The organism is Pseudomonas sp. RC10, from assembly GCF_038397775.1.
Classification (GTDB): domain Bacteria; phylum Pseudomonadota; class Gammaproteobacteria; order Pseudomonadales; family Pseudomonadaceae; genus Aquipseudomonas; species Aquipseudomonas bambusae.
In genome coordinates, this window is sequence record NZ_CP151650.1 from 1,853,369 (window position 1) to 1,870,880 (window position 17,512).

The window sequence follows — 17,512 nt, forward strand, 5'->3', positions numbered from 1 at the left end:
CAATCGTCGGAATGCCGCCCAGATGAATTCGCTCCCACAGACTGCGATGCCTGCCAGTAGCATTACTTCGCCAAATACCGCATCCCTTCCTCCAACCCCCGTAACGTCAGCGGGTACATCTGATCTTCGATCAAATCCCGCACGATGTTGGTTGAGGTGGTATAGCCCCAGGCGTCTTTGGGGTAGGGGTTGATCCAGATGATTTTCTTGAACTTGGCCATGAAGCGGTGCATCCAAACGTAGCCCGCTTCTTCGTTCCAGTGTTCGACGCTGCCTCCGGGCTGGGTGATTTCGTACGGGGCCATGGCGGCGTCACCGATGAAAATCACTTTGTAGTCGGCGCCGTATTTGTGCAGCAAATCCTGAGTTGAAGTGCGCTCGGAGGTGCGTCGCAGGTTGTTCTTCCACACCGATTCATAAATGAAGTTGTGGAAGTAGAAGTACTCCATGTGTTTGAACTCGGTCTTGCAGGCCGAGAACAGTTCTTCGCAGATCTTCACGTGTGCATCCATCGAGCCGCCAATGTCGAACAGCAGCAACAGCTTGATGGTGTTGCGGCGCTCCGGACGCATCTGGATGTTCAGCAGCCCCGCGTCGCGTGCGGTGTGGTCGATGGTGCCGTCGATATCCAGCTCGTCCGCAGCGCCCTGGCGCGCGAATTTGCGCAAGCGGCGCAGGGCGATCTTGATGTTGCGCGTGCCCAATTCGACCTGATCGTCGAGGTTCTTGTACTCGCGCTGAGCCCAGACCTTGGCGGCCTTGCCCTGACGTTTGCCCGCATCGCCGACGCGAATGCCTTCCGGGTTATAGCCGCCTGAGCCGAACGGGCTGGTGCCGCCGGTGCCGATCCATTTGTTGCCACCGGCGTGGCGTTCTTTCTGTTCTTCCAGACGCTTCTTGAATGCTTCGATGAGTTTGTCGAGGCCGCCCAGCGACTGAATCTGCGCGCGCTCTTCATCGGTCAGCGAACGTTCGAATTCCTTGCGTAACCAGTCCTCGGGGATCAGCGCCTGCAAGTGATCGTCGAGCTTTTCCAGTCCGTTGAAATAGGCGCCGAACGCCCGGTCGAACTTGTCGTAATGGCGCTCGTCCTTGACCAGAATCGCCCGGGACAAGTAGTAGAACTCGTCCATGTCGGCAAACGTCACCCGCTGCTTCAGGGCGTTGATCAGGTCCAGCAGCTCACGCACCGAGACCGGCACCTTGGCGGCGCGCATTTCGTTGAACAGGTTGAGCAGCATGATGAAGGCCCTCAGCGGTTACCGCGACGGCTCATGAACGCCAGACGCTCAAGCAACTGAACGTCCTGCTCGTTCTTGACCAACGCCCCGGCCAGCGGCGGAATGGCCTTGGTCGGATCGCGTTCGCGCAGCACGGCTTCACCGATGTTGTCCGCCATCAGCAGTTTCAGCCAGTCCACCAGCTCGGAGGTCGAGGGTTTTTTCTTCAGACCAGGCACTTTGCGCACGTCGAAGAACACGTCCAGCGCCTCGCTGACCAAGTCTTTCTTGATGTCCGGATAATGCACATCGACGATCTGTTGCAGCGTGGTGCGGTCAGGGAAGGCGATGTAGTGGAAGAAGCAGCGACGCAGGAAGGCGTCCGGCAGCTCTTTTTCGTTGTTCGAGGTAATGATAATGATCGGGCGTTTCTTGGCCTTGATCGTCTCGTCGATCTCGTAAACATAGAACTCCATCTTGTCGAGTTCTTGCAGCAGGTCGTTAGGGAATTCGATGTCGGCCTTGTCGATCTCGTCGATCAGCAGGATCACCCGCTCCTCGGCCTCGAAGGCTTCCCAGAGCTTGCCTTTCTTCAGGTAATTGCGCACGTCGTGGACTTTATCGACGCCCAACTGCGAGTCGCGCAAACGGCTGACCGCGTCGTACTCATACAGACCTTGATGGGCCTTGGTGGTCGATTTGATGTGCCAGGTGATCAGCTTCGCACCGAAGGATTCGGCCAGTTGCTCAGCGAGCATGGTCTTGCCGGTGCCTGGCTCGCCCTTAACCAGCAGCGGACGCTCCAGGGTGATCGCCGCATTCACGGCAAGCTTCAGGTCGTCGGTGGCGACATAGGCGCGGGTGCCTTCGAACTTCATCGGAAAATCCTCGAACAAGGCGCGGCCACTGATGCCCGGACGCCGAAAAGAATGCAGCGACTATAACGCGCCCCCCGCCCGACTGTGAACGCAGACGCTTTATTCAGTCTCTGAATGGCGGGTCGGGGTTTGACTGGCGGAAAATTGTAACGCTGATTTTTTGAGTGCATGTTTGGCGCTACCATCGCCGCTTCTCAAATAGTTCAGCCGACACATTTTCATAAACACCCCTCAGGACGCTTTAAATGACCCGCATGGATCGCCCGCGACTCAAGTCTGTTCAGCCGCTTAGTGGTTATCGGCTGGCTCTGACCTTCATCGATGACCGACAGGTTGTTCGGAACATGAGCAATGATGTTGAGAGATTGCCAGCTTTGGCACGCTTGAAAGACCAACAAGCGTTTGCCTCGGCGGAAGTTGCAGATGATGGGTGGGCCGTGGAGTGGCCCACCGTTGATATCCAGATAGGCGCTGATACGTTCTGGACCGAATGATTTCGCAGCCTTACTGCGCCTCACTCTTCCCACTGTCATACCGCGTGTTGAACGCCTGCACGAATGCGTTTTGCAGAATCTGCAGGAAGGCCTGAAACGCGCTGACGTCCTGTTTGTGCACGCTGCCACTGAGTTCGACGCGGGTGGCGAACTGGTTCTTGCGCTGGTTCTTGAGCACGGTTTCGCTGGCGCCGACCATAGCTTCCCAGACCGAGCGGAAGAAGCCTTTGTTCTTGTTTTCGACGTCTTGCTGCCAGTTGAAGATGTCGACGTCCCGCAACAGGGGCTTGACGTAGCCGCTGAGCTGACCTTTGTTAGCCTGGGCTTCGATGACGATGTCGCCGTTGCCCGCGTTGAAGTCGAACTTGCCGTAGGCGGAGGCGAAATCGTTCATGCTTTTGAGCTGCAAATTCGTGGCGCGAAGTTTGAAGTCGAAGTCTTCGAAGTTGCTGAGCGGGTCGAACGTGGCACTGGATTCCAGCGGTGCTTCGCCTTGCAACAGGGCCTTGCCTTCGAAACGGGCGTCGCGTTTGCCGGCGGTGTCCACCACGTTGGTGATGTTGTAGACGCTGGCGTTGACCTTGTCGGCTTCGATCTTCACTTTGGGCGTGGAGGTGAAGTTGCTGAAGGTGATCTTGCCATCGGTCACGCGGACTTCGTTGAGCGTGATCGGCAGCAGCTTGTTCAACTGCGCACGCCAGTCGGTGCCCGCACCGGTCTGGGACTGTTGCTTGTTGGTGCCGCCGTCGACGAAGTTCAGCTCGGGGCTCAAAAACGCAACCTCGGCGACCACGGCATGGTCGTACCAGAGGGCGTGCCAACTGACCGACAGGTCGATCACGGGCACTTTAAGCAGCGGAACCGGGACCTTGCCATCGACTTTGACGATGTTCAGGCCATTGATCGTGTAAGCCCCGCGCCACAGGGCCAGATCGACGTCCGTGACTTGGCCGCGATAGTCGCCCATGTCCGCCAGTTTTTCATTGAGGTAGTTGCGCACCACGTACGGCAACGCGATGTGTACAACGATCAACAGCACAACGAGCCCCACGACTGTCCACAGCGGCCAGCTATAGCGACGTTTCATGGCTGATGTCTCCGGTGTTCAGGAAGGGTGACTGCTTGATGTGTTGACTGTCGCCGATGTCATCCGTTCGCACTGGACGCAATATGCGCCCAAGGCATAGGCTTTGGGCTTTTCCGCCACCTGCACAAGGACCCGGTCATGAGCCGTATTTACGCAGACAACGCCCATTCCATCGGCAACACCCCACTGGTGCAGATCAATCGCATCGCGCCGCGCGGGGTCACGATTCTGGCCAAGATCGAAGGGCGTAATCCGGGCTATTCGGTCAAATGCCGCATCGGCGCGAACATGGTCTGGGACGCCGAGAGCAAGGGCAAACTCAAGCCGGGGATGACCATTGTTGAGCCCACGTCCGGCAACACCGGGATCGGTCTGGCCTTCGTGGCTGCGGCCCGTGGCTACAAATTGGTCCTGACCATGCCAGCTTCCATGAGCATCGAACGTCGCAAGGTCCTCAAGGCCCTGGGGGCAGAGCTGGTGCTGACCGAACCCGCGAAGGGCATGAAAGGTGCCATCGCCAAGGCTGAAGAACTGGTGGCCAGCGACCCTTCGAAGTTCTTCATGCCGGCGCAATTCGAGAACCCGGCCAACCCGGCGATTCACGAGAAAACCACCGGCCCGGAAATCTGGAACGACACTGACGGCGCCATCGACGTGCTGGTCGCGGGCGTGGGCACGGGCGGCACCATCACCGGCGTGTCGCGCTACATCAAGAACACTCAGGGCAAGCCGATCCTGTCGGTCGCGGTCGAACCGATGGTGTCGCCGATCATCACTCAGGCACTCGCCGGGCAGGAAATCACGCCCAGCCCCCACAAGATTCAGGGCATCGGCGCCGGTTTCATCCCGAAAAACCTCGATCTGTCGATCCTCGACAAAGTCGAGCTGGTCAGCGATGAAGAGGCCAAGGCCATGGCCCTGCGGCTGATGCAGGAGGAGGGGATTCTCTGTGGCATTTCCTGCGGCGCGGCGATGCAGGCGGCGGTGCGTCTGGCCGAGAAGCCGGAAATGCAGGGCAAGACGATTGTCGTGATCCTGCCGGATTCGGGGGAGCGTTACCTGTCGAGCATGCTGTTCAGCGACCTGTTCACGGATCAGGAACTGACCCAGTAATCGCCTTGGCGTGCGCTTCGGCTTTTTACCCGGGCGACGAAGGCTTATGATGGGCGCCATCCAGACCCGCCGGAGACGTGATGCAGGTCATCTGGCGGTGTTTTGCAGTGATTAGAATGCCTGGCCGTTCGCAGCACTGCTTCTGCCCGAAGGGCGTAGGAGCCAGCTTGCTCGCGATCTGTCGCGCAGCGGCAGCGAAATCAGACGACCCGATTGGTTCAGGCATACCGAGTCGCCAGGTTTTGCGACTGTTACGCAGCCGATCGCGAGCAAGCTGGCTCCTACGGGCTTCGCCCAGAATCAAAAGCTGATCAACGCCAGGCAATTCCCTGTTCCAAGGAGAGCTTCATGACCTTTTCTTTCGCTGCCAAGGCGGCGATTCTGCTGCTGTTCATTGGCAGCACGCTTTACGTGCATTTGCGCGGCAAGGCGCGTTTGCCGGTGTTGCGTCAGTTCGTGAACCACTCCGCACTGTTCGCGCCGTACAACGCCTTGATGTACCTGTTCTCCAGTGTGCCGTCCAAGCCTTACCTGGACCGCAGCAAATTTCCTGAGCTGGACGTGCTGCGCGACAACTGGGAAACCATTCGCGATGAAGCCATGCATTTGTTCGACGAGGGCTACATTCGTGCGGCCGCCAAGGACAACGACGCCGGTTTCGGCTCGTTTTTCAAGAAAGGCTGGAAGCGTTTTTACCTGAAGTGGTACGACAAACCGCTGCCGTCCGCCGAAGCGTTGTGCCCGAAAACCGTCGAGCTGGTCAGCCGCATCCCCAATGTCAAAGGCGCGATGTTCGCCTTGTTGCCCGGTGGCAGCCACCTGAACCCGCACCGCGACCCGTTCGCCGGCTCGTTGCGTTATCACTTGGGTCTGTCCACACCGAACTCCGACGATTGCCGGATTTTCGTCGATGGCAAGGTCTACGCCTGGCGCGACGGTGAAGACGTGATGTTCGACGAAACTTACGTGCACTGGGTCAAGAACGAAACCGACTTCACCCGCGTGATCCTGTTCTGCGACATCGAACGTCCGTTGAGCAACCGCTTCATGACCTCGGTCAATCGCAGCGTCAGCGCCTTCCTCGGGCGCGCTACGGCACCTCAGAACACCGACGACGAGCGCGTGGGCGGCATCAACCAGGCTTACGCCTTCAGCAAGCGTTTCAGCAATGGCATCAGCGCCAAGGTCAAGCAGTTCAAGCGCGCCAATCCCAAGGCCTATCGCATCCTGCGTCCGGTGCTGGCGGTGGTCGTCCTGACCCTGTTGGGCTACTGGCTCTTCGGCTGATAACTAAACGTTGCATCCTGCACCGGGCGCTGGTTATATTCAGCCCCGGTGTGTTGAAACAGATCGAGACACCGCACCCCTCATTCCGTAGAAGATCAGCGCCATGCCTGCTTCCCACTCGCAAGTCGTGTTCGATACCGCAGCGTTTGCTGTGGGTGAGCCGCGTGGGTGCCAGCAAGCCTTCTACATCACGCGTTACCCCCCACCTTCTCCTGTGACCGGCCCGGTCGCGAGCACTGTCTCGCCCCCTGCCGTGGTTGCGCTGGGCTGATCGACTGCCTCCACGCCGTCGCATCACGCCTGCCACCCCAACAAAACATCAGTGAATCCGGTTTTTTTGCCGGGTCCGATTTTGTCTGAATCACAGGTGACACCATGTTTGCCAACAAAGCTCTGGCCTCGATCGCCACTACCACGCTGTTCGTCCTGCTCTGGAGCAGCGGCGCTATCGTGACCAAATGGGGGCTGACCCACGCGACCCCCTTCGCATTTCTGCTGTTCCGTTTTCTGGTGGCGCTGTTCGCGCTGGCCATTCTGATCCCGAGTCTGGGCTACAAACTGCCAGCGACCCGCCAGTCGATGCGTTACGCACTCGCCACCGGTGTGGTGCTGCTGGGTGGGTATCAGATCTGCTACCTGCTGGCGCTGGACATGAAAGTGGCGCCCGGCGTCATGGCGACGATCATGGGCGTGCAGCCAATCCTCACGGCGGTCTTGCTGGAACGCAGCCGCTCCTTCTCGCGGATGTTTGGCCTGAGTCTGGGCCTCGCCGGGCTGGTCCTGGTGGTGTTTCAAGGCATTGGTGACGGCGGTTCACTGGCCGGGATGGCGTTCGGCGTGCTCGGCATGCTGAGCATGACGGTCGGCTCGATCATGCAGAAGCGTGTCACCGACAATCCGCTTGGCACGCTACCCGTGCAGTACTTCGCCGGGATGGTGGTGTGCGCGGTGTTCGTGCCGTTCCAGCCGTTTCACTTCGAGCACGCCATCGGGTTCTACGTCCCAGTGATCTACATGGGGCTGCTGGTGTCGGTGCTCGGCTCGTGGCTGCTGTACCGGCTGATCGCCCAGGGAAATCTGGTCAACGTCACCAGCCTGTTTTACCTGGTGCCTGCCGTGACGGCGATCATGGACTACCTCATCTTCGGTAATCGACTGGCGCTGCTGAGCCTGCTCGGGATGGTGTTGATCGTGGTGGGGTTGGTGTTCGTGTTTCGTAAGGCCAAATGAAGCGCCACGCTAACGAGCGTTGACGCTCACTTTAATGAAGCCAGCGTGCTGGCGAATGCGGGCGGGTCAGGCGACGTCGTCGTTGACCTTCCGCATTCGCCTGACCGACGCAGCTACAGGGTTTGCGGCGCCAATGGAAGCTCCTCCACGCCCACAAACCCGCCGGTCTGATGCGCCCACAACCGCGCATACAGCCCTTTGCGCGCCAGCAGTTCGGCATGAGACCCGTCTTCCACGATCTGCCCATTTTCCAGCACGATGAGCCGGTCCATCTTCGCGATAGTCGAAAGACGGTGGGCGATGGCGATGACAGTCTTGCCTTCCATCAGCGTTTCCAGGCTTTCCTGAATGGCGGCTTCGACTTCCGAATCCAGCGCGGAGGTCGCTTCGTCCATGATCAAAATCGGCGCATCCTTGAGCAGCACTCGGGTGATCGCGATGCGCTGACGTTGACCGCCCGACAGCTTCACGCCGCGTTCCCCCACATGGGCGTCCAGCCCGGTGCGTCCTTCCGCGTCCGACAGCTGCGGGATGAACCCGTCGGCGCGAGCCTTGCGCATGGCTTCCCACAGTTCGGCGTCGGTGGCATTGGGCTTGCCGTACTGCAAGTTGTCACGAATTGAGCGGTGCAGCAGCGACGTATCCTGCGTGATCATGCCGACGTGCGAGCGCAGGCTTTCCTGCGTCACATGGGCAATGTCCTGATCGTCGATCGTGATGCGCCCGCCTTGCACGTCGTACAGCCGCAGCAGCAGGTTCACCAGCGTCGATTTGCCTGCGCCGGACGGGCCGATCAAACCGATTTTTTCTCCCGGTTTGATGTCCAGGTTCAGCTCCTTGATCACCCCTTTGCCAGGCCCGTACTGGAAATTCAGGTGCTCGAATTTCACCTCGCCACGGCTGATCTGCAGCGTCGGCGCCGCCGCGCGGTCCGAGACGCCCACCGGCTGGGAAATGCTCTGCAGACCGTCCTGCACCATGCCGATGTTTTCGAAGATGCCGTTGACTACCCACATGATCCAGCCGGACATGTTGACGATCCGAATCACCAGGCCGGTCGCCAAGGCAATCGCACCCACCGAGATCAGCGATTGCGTCCACAGCCACAGGGCCAAGCCGGTGGTCCAGACGATCAGGATGCCGTTCAGGGTCGTGATCACCGTGTCCATTTCGGTGATTACGCGACCGGCGAGCTGAGTCTTTTCGGTCTGCTCGCTGATCGCTTCACGTGCGTACTGATGCTCGGAGTTGGTGTGGGCAAACAGCTTGAGCGTAGTGATGTTGGTGTAGCCGTCGACGATGCGACCCATCAGTTTCGAACGGGCTTCAGAGGACACCACCGAGCGCGCCTTCACGCGCGGCACGAACCACCAGAGCGAGAGCGTGAAGGCGATGATCCAGCAGATCAGCGGGATCATCAGGTGCCAGTCGGCTTCGGCGAACAGAACCAGCGCACCGATCGAATAAATCAGCACGTGCCACATGGCGTCAACGGCCTGCACGGCGGAGTCCCGCAACGCGTTACCGGTCTGCACGATGCGCTGGGCGATGCGGCCGGCGAAGTCGCTCTGGAAGAAATTCACGCTTTGTTTGAGGACATAGCTGTGGTTCTGCCAGTTGATCAGGCTGGTCATCCCAGGGCCGATGGTCTGGTGCACCAGCAGATCGTGCAAAAGCACGAACACCGGTCGCAGCACGAGGGCGACGATCACCATCCAGATCAGCTCATACGCGTGGTCACTGAAGAAATTCGGGTTAGGCGCCCCTTGTGCCAGGTCGATGATGCGGCTCAGGTAGTTGAACAGCGACACTTCGATCAGCGCACCAATCAAACCCACCACCAGCAGTGCGACAAAACTGGGCCAGACTTGCTTGAGGTAATAAACGTAAAACGACACAACCTGGTTGGGCGGAGCGACGGTCGGGGCGTCGCGGAAGATATCAATCAGTTTTTCGAAACGACGATAGAGCATTGGCTATGACGCCCACGCTTGAGCGGGCTCTCCATTCTGATGGACGGGGGTGCGTCCCGGAATCTGACCACAGTGCGACGCAATTGCTCACATTTTTCCTGTGATGGGCGTTCCAGAAACGAAAAAGCCGGGCAAGTGCCCGGCTTTCGTACACCGTGTGAAGCTTAGTTCACGCGCTTGGCAGACTTGATCAGAATCGGGTCCAGCGGCACGTTTTGCATGCCGCCCTTGCTGCCGGTCTGCACGTTGACGATCTGGTCGACGACGTCCATGCCCTTGACGACCTTGCCGAACACCGCATAGCCGTAATCGCGGGCGCCGTGGTCGAGCATGGCGTTGTCGACGACGTTGATGAAGAACTGGCTGGTGGCCGAGTTCACGTCAGAGGTGCGCGCCATGGCCAGGGTGCCACGGACGTTATGCAGGCCGTTGTCGGCTTCGTTCTTGATCGGGTCATTGGTTGGCTTCTGCACCATCTGCGCGGTGAAACCACCGCCCTGGACCATGAAGCCCGGGATCACGCGGTGAAAAATGGTGTTGGAGTAGAAGTTGCTGTCCACGTACTTGAGGAAGTTCGCGGTACTGATCGGCGCCTTGTCCTGGTTCAGCTCGATTTCAACCTGACCGAAACTGGTGTCCAGCACAACGTGCGGCGCGGGCGCGGCCATCAGGTTGGAAGCGAACAGTACGGCGGCGGCAGAGAGGGCGATTTTTTTCAGCATGGGGAGTAGACGTCCTGAAAAGTGATTTTTCGACTGCAAAAAACAGGACGTAAGGGAAACACGTTTGGAGGGATTTGGACAGAGCCCCGGGAGGGGCTCTGAACGTTACGGAAACGAGTGAGCACGGACGGCTTTAATCTCCAATCGATAAATCCAAATTGAAAGGAAAAAAGTCGTTATCGTAATAACTAACCAACTTTAGAACGTTTAAGCTGATATCTGCACTTGCCGTCCCTGAATGCAGGACCACGAACAAGCTCAGCGCAACAAATGGCAGTATTTTCTTGATGTTTTTCATGACAGTCACTCCTGTGACGATGCATCCACGTCTTTCAAGAACTCCAGAAGAGCCCGATTGAATTCCTCTGGTCGATCCAGCGGGGTTGCATGTCGGGAATCCTCGATGACCACCAACTTCGCCTCATGAATAAGCCTAACGTACACCTCTTTAAGCGCCACCGGCGTGTAATCATATTTCGCAGTAACGACCAGCGTCGGGCATTGAATTCGCGATAACTTTTCCTGCACGCCCCAGCCCACAATCGCACTGAAACTCGCGAGATAGGCGTGTTTTTCATTCTGCGCCCAACGTTTGGCGATCTTGTGCCGCAGGTCCGCCTGTTCGGGTTTGGGGAACAAATTCTTGCCCAGCGCCTTGCCGATGGCCTCCATGCTGAACACCCGCGCCAGCAGCCAGCGTTTGGCGAATTGCCGGACATCGCTGAGGCTTTTGATTTTCACTTCGGGGGCGCTGTTGACGATGGTCAGGCTCTTCAATAACTGAGGGTGATCGACCGCCAGTTGAAAGCCGATCATCCCGCCCATGGACAACCCCACCAAATGCACCGGTCCTGGCTGCAGATGGTCGAGGAGGGCTTTGATGTCCGCGCTGAATCCGGGAATGCTGTAGCGCTCGCGGGGTTTGCCGGAGCGTCCGTGACCGCGCACATCGACTGCGATCACCCGGTGCTGCCCAACCAGCGCGGGGATTTGATATTCCCAATCCTGCGCACTCGACCCGAGGCCGTGGACCAACAGGACCGGGCTGCCCTGCCCGAATTCTTGGTAGTGCAGGGAACAGCCATTGCGTTCGAAGTAGGGCATGGGTGACCTCCTTGTTGTCGGAATTGAGCACAGCCGCCTGTGGGAGCGAATTTGTTCGCGAGGCGTCGGTCCGGGCGATACCTATCTGTGCGCCGACCATTTTTCGCGAATAAATTCGCTCCTACAGGGGGATCGGTGTGTGCTTGTGCGGCTACACCGTCGGCTGCTGTGCCACAAATGGCGCGTCCAGCGGCGCTGTGTCGAATTTCTGGATCAACTCGATGAGTATCTGCGTCGCAGGCCCCAGCGGCTTGTCCTTGCTCGCATACAAATAGAAGGTCGGGTTGCGGCTGCCGCCCTTGTCCAGCGGCAGCACTTTCAATACACCTTCCTTGATTTCCCGTTCGATCATATGGCGGGGCAACCAGGCGAAACCCAGACCGCTGCTGACGAACTTGGCGGCGGTTGCCAGGCTGCCCACGGTCCAGCGCTGTTCGGCCCCGAGCCAGCCAACATCACGAGGTTGATTACGGCCCGAATCGCGAATCACCACCTGCAGCTGGCTTTCCAGATCCTGAAAGGTCAACTCGCGCTGCATCTGGTGCAGTGCATGCTCGGGGTGCGCCACCGAGACGAATTCCACGGCGCTCATCTCTGTGCCCAAATAGCCCGGAATGTTGAAGCCGCTGATCGCCAGGTCCGCCACGCCTTCAAGCAAGACCTCTTCGACACCGGACAACACCTCTTCGCGCAGTCGCACGCGGCAACCACGGCTTTGCGGCATGAAGGCCGTCAACGCACGCACCAGCCGTGCGTTCGGGTACGCCGCATCGACCACCAGCCGCACCTCGGCTTCCCAGCCTTGCTCCATGTGGTGAGCGAGGTCTTCCAGTTGGCTGGCATTTTTCACCAATTGCCGAGACCGGCGCAGCAACACCTCGCCCGCATCGGTCAGCACGGCCTTACGCCCGTCGATGCGCAGCAACGGTACGCCCAACTGATCCTGCATACGGGCCACGGTGTAGCTCACCGAAGATTGCGAGCGGTGCAGGGCGTCAGCCGCCTGGGCAAAACCACCCTGGTCGACCACGGCCTGCAATGTGCGCCATTGATCAAGGGTCACGCGGGGCGCTTTCATCTTTCGTTCCTTTTGTCCTACGCTGGCACTCCCGAACCGGAGACTGCCGCATGAAAAAAATCTGTTGTGTGCTGCTGACCATGTTGCCGCTGAGCGCCTTTGCCTACCCCATCGATGTGGAAAAACACATCAATGGCGTGGAAATCGACTACAACAGCCACGACACTGCGTACGACATCGGCAGCATCACCGTGAACAACTACGGCGACGTTCCCGCCAAATGCAGCGCGGTATTCAGCAATGGCCCTGAGGCGCCTCGCACGCGCCGGGTGCAGATTGCGCCGAAGAGCAGCGCCAACGTCTCCGTCAAATTCAGCCGCGAGATCGTCAAGCTGCGGATCAAGCTGAGTTGCGACCCGCAATGAGCCGCAATGCATCTGACCGAAGAGCCTAGTGTTCTTCGGTGTAAGAAACAATTTATTAGATGTTTAGTAGCACTTTCTTGGAGGCTTTGATCGATCCGGTCCGGAAGTGACGTGACAAGGGTCTAAAGGGTTCGCGAAGGGCGAGGGTTGTTCCGACTGGCGGCTCAAGGTTTCAGGCACATGATTTGACTGCGTTTAATCGCCTGTTAATGCCCAGGCGAGATCCTGCTCGCGTTCATCGACTCTCCCTTGGCATTCACGGCTCCTGAATGCATCACCCGATAGACCCGCTCATAGCGTCGGGTCATCGGGTTTTTTATGGCCCATTGATTGTCGCTCTGCACTCACCCAGTGGCCTTTCTGGCGGGTACTGACAGGTACGTCCCCCTCGATTTCGCGTTCAAAGACAACCGCCTGACGCTGAAATAGCCGGGCTAGACATCCCAGTCGCTAACATCATTGGAGGTGATGTTGAGTATGTTCAGACGTGGTTTTTCAATAGTGCGCTGACCGAATAGATTGGCTCCAACGAAACGAATTAACCCCCTTACTTACGGTTCTCTGGAGATTGAAATCATGAAAAAATCCATCGCTTTCGGTTTTGCACTGTCGATCCTGGCAGCCGGTTCTGCCTTTGCCGCGCCAGAAAAAACCTACCAACGCGCCATTGTCGATGCCGCCAGTGTTTCGACCCTGGACAGCAAAGTGGCCAGCAAAGATGCCGTCAAGCCCTTTGACAGCAAGGCCTCCAGCACCGTGATCGTTGCTGAGAACCGCAAAGAATTCGGGTCGGGCTATCAGCGCTACTGAGTCAACAGTGCATGCTTAGTCCTACCTGAGCGCACTTAATAAAAACCCGGCCGATGCCGGGTTTTTATTAAGTGTTTTCGACATATAGAAGCAGCTTATTGCGCCGATAGGGCTTTTTCTATCATCAGCGAACTTGATATTCAGCATGTATCGCAATGTTTTTTAATATCTCTTCGAAGGACTTAGATTGAATGCAGCACAGCGATTCAACTAACTACTTGGAGAGACCCATCATGAAAAAATCCATCGCCCTCGGCTTCGCTATTTCGGTTCTGGTCGCGACGTCCGCTTTCGCCAGCCCTCAATCGACCCAGGCCGGTCAGACCATCGTGCTGGAACCTACCTACATCCACGCCACCGCTATCGACGCCAACGCCGCGGACAAAACCAGCATCAAGCCGTTCGCCGCTCCTTCGTCCAGCACTGTGATTGTCGCTGACAACCGCAAAGAGTTCGGTTCGAGCTATCAGCGGTACTGAGTGATACAGGCTGCACCACAATCAAAAGCCCGGCAGATGCCGGGTTTTTTGTTTATTCACGTGTTGAGGGTTTGCAGGCTAAGTCCGTAACCATGACCCTTATTTACGATTAGAGCCCCACGGATCAATAACCTCCAGGCCCGCAGCCTCGTAGGGCGCAGTGTCTCTGGAGGCAATTGCAAAGCCCCGAGCATTGGCGATGGCGGCTATATAGCCATCCGGTGTCGGAAATCCGCGACCACTGCGGCGAGCGAGGACCGCCAGTCTGGCGTAATGGCGAGCGGCGTCGGCATCGAAGGGCAGCACGCGCTTTTCGAACAATGCCAAAAGCTCCTCAACGGCCAGCGATAACATGTCCCTGCGTCGCCCTTCGGGGAGTGCCGCAATCCCGAACAGCATCTCCGCCACGGTGACACTGGAGATGAACAGGGTTTCAGCATGCTGTGCATTGAGCCAATCAAGCACCGCCGGGTTGGGTTGCGGTCTTAATGTCTCGCTCAATACGTTGGTATCCAGAACGATCATTCAAACCCCATTGGCTCGGCAGGTTTTTGATCGTGGGCCTGGCTCATCGATTCCACATCCTCATCACTCAGATGGAACCGACGGCCTATGTTCATCAGCGCGTCCCCCATCAGCAGACGGGATTCGGGACTGACGGCCTGCGCCAGAATGGCTCGGACTTCGGCCTCTGTGCTACGGCCGTGCTCTGCGGCGCGCATCCGCAGCGCACGATGCACTTCTTCCGGCACATTGCGAACAGTTAATACCGCCATCATGTGATCTCCATTGCCCTCAATGACTGCACTATTGATCATATGCTGTCATTTTTCAATGCAGGGGTGATAGAGGGTGTTTCTGGCCCGGGTGGCACAGGCGCCCGCCCCATCAACCCCATTCGCATATCCAACCCACTCGGCTGCTGATACACACCCAACCCGAACTCCGGCAACACGGCCAACAGGTAATCGAAAATATCCCCCTGTATCCGCTCGTAATCCGCCCAACTCGTCGTGCGGGTGAAACAGTAGATTTCGAGTGGGACGCCCTGAGCCGTGGTTTCCATCTGGCGGACCATGCACGTCATGTCGGTGTGAATGTCCGGGTGGCTTTTCAGGTAGGCGAGGGCGTAAGCGCGAAAGGTGCCGAGGTTAGTGATGCGACGACGGTTTGCGGACAGTTCGGCGACGTTGCCTTGCGCTTCGTTCCAGGCCTTGAGTTCGGCTTTTTTGCGGCCCATGTAATCGGTCAGCAGGCGAACCTGAGTGAGTTTCTGTTCCTCCGATTCGGCGACAAAGCGTACGCCGCTGGCGTCGATGAACAGGCTGCGTTTAATCCGTCGGCCACCCGCCTGCTGCATCCCGCGCCAGTTCTTGAACGACTCGGACATCAGACGCTAGGTTGGAATGGAGACGATGGTTTTATCGAAATTTTGCACCTTGACCGTGTGCAGCGTGATGTCCACCACATCGCCGTCGGCGCCGACCTGAGGCATTTCGATCCAGTCGCCGACCCGCAGCATGTCGTTGCTGGTCAGTTGCACGCTGGCGACGAACGACAGCAGCGTGTCCTTGTACACCAACAAGATCACCGCCGACATGGCGCCCAGACCCGATAGCAGCAACAGCGGCGAGCGGTCGATCAGCGTCGCGACGATGATGATCGCGGCAAACACATAGAGGATCATTTTCGCCAGTTGCACATAGCCCTTGATCGAGCGCGTGCGGGCATGTTCGGTGCGGGCATAGATGTCGAGCATGGCGTTGAGCAGTGCGCCGACAGTAAGCATCAGGAACAGAATGGTGAAGGCCAGTGCCACGTTGCCCAGCACATGGGCAGCGGCGGGGCTGAGGTCGGGCACCAGATTCAGGCCGAATTGAATGACCAGCGAGGGTGTCATCTGCGCCAGGCGATGGAAGACTTTGTTGTGCAGGAAGTCATTGAGCCAGAACAGCGCGGGCTGACGGCCGAGGGCTTTCATCGCGTACAGAATGATGAAACGCACCAGTCGGCCCAAGGCGAGGGCGGCGACCAGCAACATCAGCAAACCCAGCGCCGTGCGCAACATGGGCTGGTGTTCGAGCAGCTCCCAGACTTCCTGGACGCGCAGCCAGAGTGAAGAGGTGTCCATGGGCGCTATATCTCCTGAATGAAAAACGGGGCGGGATTAGAGCATTGTCAGGATGCTCAAGGGGCAGAAGGGCAAATCCCGTAACAAAATAGGCCCTTTGAGGTAAAGAAACTCGGCGAAGTCGGCTTAAACCGGTAACCTATGCGACTGTTTTTTGTATTCCGCCGAGGTAACACCCGTGTTCTCCCAATTCGCCCTGCACGAACGCCTGCTCAAAGCCGTGGCCGAACTCAATTTCGTCGAGCCTACGCCTGTGCAAACAGCGGCCATTCCGCTGGCGCTGGAAGGACGCGATCTGCGAGTGACGGCGCAAACCGGCAGCGGCAAGACGGCCGCGTTCGTATTACCGATGCTCAATCGCCTGATCGGCCCGGCCAAGGTTCGTGTCGATATCCGCGCGCTGATCCTGCTGCCGACCCGTGAGCTGGCACAGCAGACCCTCAAGGAAGTCGAGCGGTTCTCGCAGTTCACGTTCATCAAGGCCGGTCTGATCACCGGTGGCGAAGACTTCAAGGTGCAGGCCGCGATGCTGCGCAAGGTGCCGGATATTCTGATCGGCACGCCGGGTCGTCTGCTGGAGCAGTTGAACGCTGGCAATCTGGACCTCAAGCACGTTGAACTGCTGGTCCTCGACGAAGCCGACCGCATGCTCGACATGGGTTTTGCCGAAGACGTCGAGCGCCTGGCCAACGAATGCGCCAACCGTCAGCAAACCATGCTGTTCTCTGCCACCACCGGCGGTTCGGGCCTGCGCGAGATGATCGGCAAGGTGCTGAATAACCCTGAGCACCTGCAGGTCAACAGTGTCAGCGAACTGGCTCCGGGCACCCGTCAGCAGATCATCACGGCCGACCACAACGTGCACAAAGAACAGGTGCTGAACTGGCTGCTGGCCAACGAGACGTACCAGAAGGCGATCATCTTCACCAACACCCGTGCGATGGCTGACCGCATTTACGGTCGTCTGGTGGCGCTGGAATACAAGACCTTCGTGCTGCACGGCGACAAGGACCAGAAAGACCGTAAGCTGGCGATTGACCGCCTGAAGCAGGGCGGCGTCAAGATTCTGGTCGCCACCGACGTGGCGGCCCGTGGTCTGGACGTTGATGGCCTGGACATGGTCATCAACTTCGACATGCCACGCACCGGTGACGATTACGTTCACCGCATTGGTCGTACGGGCCGCGCAGGCGCTGAAGGGCTGGCAATCTCGCTGATCACTCACGGCGACTGGAACCTGATGTCCAGCATCGAGCGCTATCTGAAGCAGAAATTCGAGCGCCGCACCATCAAGGAAGTGAAGGGCACTTACACCGGTCCGAAGAAGGTCAAGGCGTCGGGCAAGGCCGTGGGCGTGAAGAAGAAAAAGACTGACGCCAAGGGTGACAAGAAGAAAACCGCCGCCAAGGGCCCGACCAAGCGCAAGACGGTGAACCGTCCGAAAGCCGAGTCGCTGGTAAGCCAGGACGGTTTGGCGCCGCTGAAAAAACGCGTGACCCGTCCGCCGGTTTCCGAGTAAACGTCAGCACCCATGACGTGAC

18 protein-coding genes and 2 pseudogenes are annotated in these 17,512 nt (G+C 58.3%); 9 read left to right on the forward strand and 11 right to left on the reverse strand.

Going from position 1 to position 17,512, the window contains the following annotated elements; all coding sequences use genetic code 11:
- Window positions 1-62: 62 nt before the first annotated feature.
- Both AAEO81_RS08565 and AAEO81_RS08570 read right to left on the reverse strand, forming a co-directional pair.
- Window positions 63-1,241 (reverse strand): VWA domain-containing protein, encoded by a 1,179-nt coding sequence (locus tag AAEO81_RS08565; protein WP_341962892.1) that lies wholly within the window; start codon window positions 1,239-1,241, stop codon window positions 63-65.
- A gap of 11 nt (window positions 1,242-1,252) precedes the next feature.
- The gene (locus AAEO81_RS08570; protein ID WP_166597566.1) at window positions 1,253-2,098 is read right to left on the reverse strand and encodes a MoxR family ATPase; all 846 of its coding nucleotides are present in this window, start codon (window positions 2,096-2,098) and stop codon (window positions 1,253-1,255) included.
- Window positions 2,099-2,343: 245 nt separating this feature from the next.
- Here AAEO81_RS08570 and AAEO81_RS08575 point away from each other — a divergent pair.
- Window positions 2,344-2,589: pseudogene (locus AAEO81_RS08575) on the forward strand (DUF2442 domain-containing protein); the annotation flags it as partial.
- Between the two features lie 13 nt (window positions 2,590-2,602).
- On the opposite strand, the gene AAEO81_RS08580 reads toward AAEO81_RS08575, so the two are convergent.
- Window positions 2,603-3,679 (reverse strand): DUF748 domain-containing protein, encoded by a 1,077-nt coding sequence (locus tag AAEO81_RS08580; RefSeq protein ID WP_341962894.1) that lies wholly within the window; start codon window positions 3,677-3,679, stop codon window positions 2,603-2,605.
- 138 nt (window positions 3,680-3,817) lie between these two features.
- Between AAEO81_RS08580 and cysK the strand changes: the two genes are divergently transcribed.
- From cysK to AAEO81_RS08600, 4 genes are all read left to right on the forward strand, one after another.
- Window positions 3,818-4,792, forward strand: a complete 975-nt coding sequence (cysK, locus tag AAEO81_RS08585) for a cysteine synthase A (RefSeq protein WP_341962896.1) — start codon at window positions 3,818-3,820, stop codon at window positions 4,790-4,792.
- 348 nt (window positions 4,793-5,140) lie between these two features.
- Window positions 5,141-6,079 carry an aspartyl/asparaginyl beta-hydroxylase domain-containing protein gene (locus tag AAEO81_RS08590; protein ID WP_341962898.1) on the forward strand — a complete coding sequence of 313 codons (939 nt, stop codon included), beginning with the start codon at window positions 5,141-5,143 and terminating at the stop codon, window positions 6,077-6,079.
- 103 nt (window positions 6,080-6,182) lie between these two features.
- Window positions 6,183-6,350 carry a hypothetical protein gene (locus AAEO81_RS08595; protein WP_341962900.1) on the forward strand — a complete coding sequence of 56 codons (168 nt, stop codon included), beginning with the start codon at window positions 6,183-6,185 and terminating at the stop codon, window positions 6,348-6,350.
- Between the two features lie 104 nt (window positions 6,351-6,454).
- Window positions 6,455-7,309, forward strand: coding sequence for a DMT family transporter (locus AAEO81_RS08600; RefSeq protein ID WP_341962902.1), 855 nt, complete (start codon window positions 6,455-6,457; stop codon window positions 7,307-7,309).
- A gap of 113 nt (window positions 7,310-7,422) precedes the next feature.
- Here AAEO81_RS08600 and AAEO81_RS08605 read toward each other — a convergent pair whose 3' ends face one another.
- The 5 genes from AAEO81_RS08605 to AAEO81_RS08625 form a co-directional block, all read right to left on the reverse strand.
- Entirely contained in the window at window positions 7,423-9,282 is a 1,860-nt protein-coding gene (locus tag AAEO81_RS08605) for an ABC transporter ATP-binding protein (protein WP_341962903.1), read from the reverse strand.
- A gap of 164 nt (window positions 9,283-9,446) precedes the next feature.
- Window positions 9,447-10,004, reverse strand: a complete 558-nt coding sequence (locus tag AAEO81_RS08610) for a peptidylprolyl isomerase (protein ID WP_166597574.1) — start codon at window positions 10,002-10,004, stop codon at window positions 9,447-9,449.
- 133 nt (window positions 10,005-10,137) lie between these two features.
- Window positions 10,138-10,302: a hypothetical protein gene (locus AAEO81_RS08615; RefSeq protein ID WP_341962904.1), complete on the reverse strand. Its 165-nt coding sequence runs from the start codon at window positions 10,300-10,302 to the stop codon at window positions 10,138-10,140.
- Window positions 10,303-10,307: 5 nt separating this feature from the next.
- A complete protein-coding gene (locus tag AAEO81_RS08620) occupies window positions 10,308-11,108 on the reverse strand; it encodes an alpha/beta hydrolase (protein ID WP_341962905.1) in 801 nt (266 codons plus the stop codon).
- A gap of 151 nt (window positions 11,109-11,259) precedes the next feature.
- The gene (locus tag AAEO81_RS08625) at window positions 11,260-12,186 is read right to left on the reverse strand and encodes a LysR family transcriptional regulator (protein ID WP_341962906.1); all 927 of its coding nucleotides are present in this window, start codon (window positions 12,184-12,186) and stop codon (window positions 11,260-11,262) included.
- A gap of 50 nt (window positions 12,187-12,236) precedes the next feature.
- On the opposite strand from AAEO81_RS08625, the gene AAEO81_RS08630 reads away from it, so the two are divergent.
- The 3 genes from AAEO81_RS08630 (at window position 12,237) to AAEO81_RS08640 (ending at window position 13,840) form a co-directional block, all read left to right on the forward strand.
- Window positions 12,237-12,551 (forward strand): 3-phosphoglycerate kinase, encoded by a 315-nt coding sequence (locus tag AAEO81_RS08630; RefSeq protein ID WP_341962908.1) that lies wholly within the window; start codon window positions 12,237-12,239, stop codon window positions 12,549-12,551.
- A 576-nt stretch (window positions 12,552-13,127) separates the two neighbouring features.
- Window positions 13,128-13,361 carry a hypothetical protein gene (locus AAEO81_RS08635; protein WP_341962909.1) on the forward strand — a complete coding sequence of 78 codons (234 nt, stop codon included), beginning with the start codon at window positions 13,128-13,130 and terminating at the stop codon, window positions 13,359-13,361.
- 233 nt (window positions 13,362-13,594) lie between these two features.
- A complete protein-coding gene (locus AAEO81_RS08640; RefSeq protein WP_341962910.1) occupies window positions 13,595-13,840 on the forward strand; it encodes a hypothetical protein in 246 nt (81 codons plus the stop codon).
- 99 nt (window positions 13,841-13,939) lie between these two features.
- Here AAEO81_RS08640 and AAEO81_RS08645 read toward each other — a convergent pair whose 3' ends face one another.
- From AAEO81_RS08645 to AAEO81_RS08655, 3 genes and pseudogenes are all read right to left on the reverse strand, one after another.
- Window positions 13,940-14,365 (reverse strand): type II toxin-antitoxin system VapC family toxin, encoded by a 426-nt coding sequence (locus tag AAEO81_RS08645; RefSeq protein WP_341962911.1) that lies wholly within the window; start codon window positions 14,363-14,365, stop codon window positions 13,940-13,942.
- Entirely contained in the window at window positions 14,362-14,619 is a 258-nt protein-coding gene (locus AAEO81_RS08650) for an Arc family DNA-binding protein (RefSeq protein WP_341962912.1), read from the reverse strand. The genes AAEO81_RS08645 and AAEO81_RS08650 overlap by 4 nt, the downstream gene beginning before the upstream one ends.
- A gap of 35 nt (window positions 14,620-14,654) precedes the next feature.
- Window positions 14,655-15,971: pseudogene (locus AAEO81_RS08655) on the reverse strand (mechanosensitive ion channel family protein).
- A 178-nt stretch (window positions 15,972-16,149) separates the two neighbouring features.
- On the opposite strand from AAEO81_RS08655, the gene AAEO81_RS08660 reads away from it, so the two are divergent.
- Window positions 16,150-17,490, forward strand: coding sequence for a DEAD/DEAH box helicase (locus AAEO81_RS08660; protein ID WP_341962913.1), 1,341 nt, complete (start codon window positions 16,150-16,152; stop codon window positions 17,488-17,490).
- The last annotated feature ends 22 nt before the right edge of the window (window positions 17,491-17,512 follow it).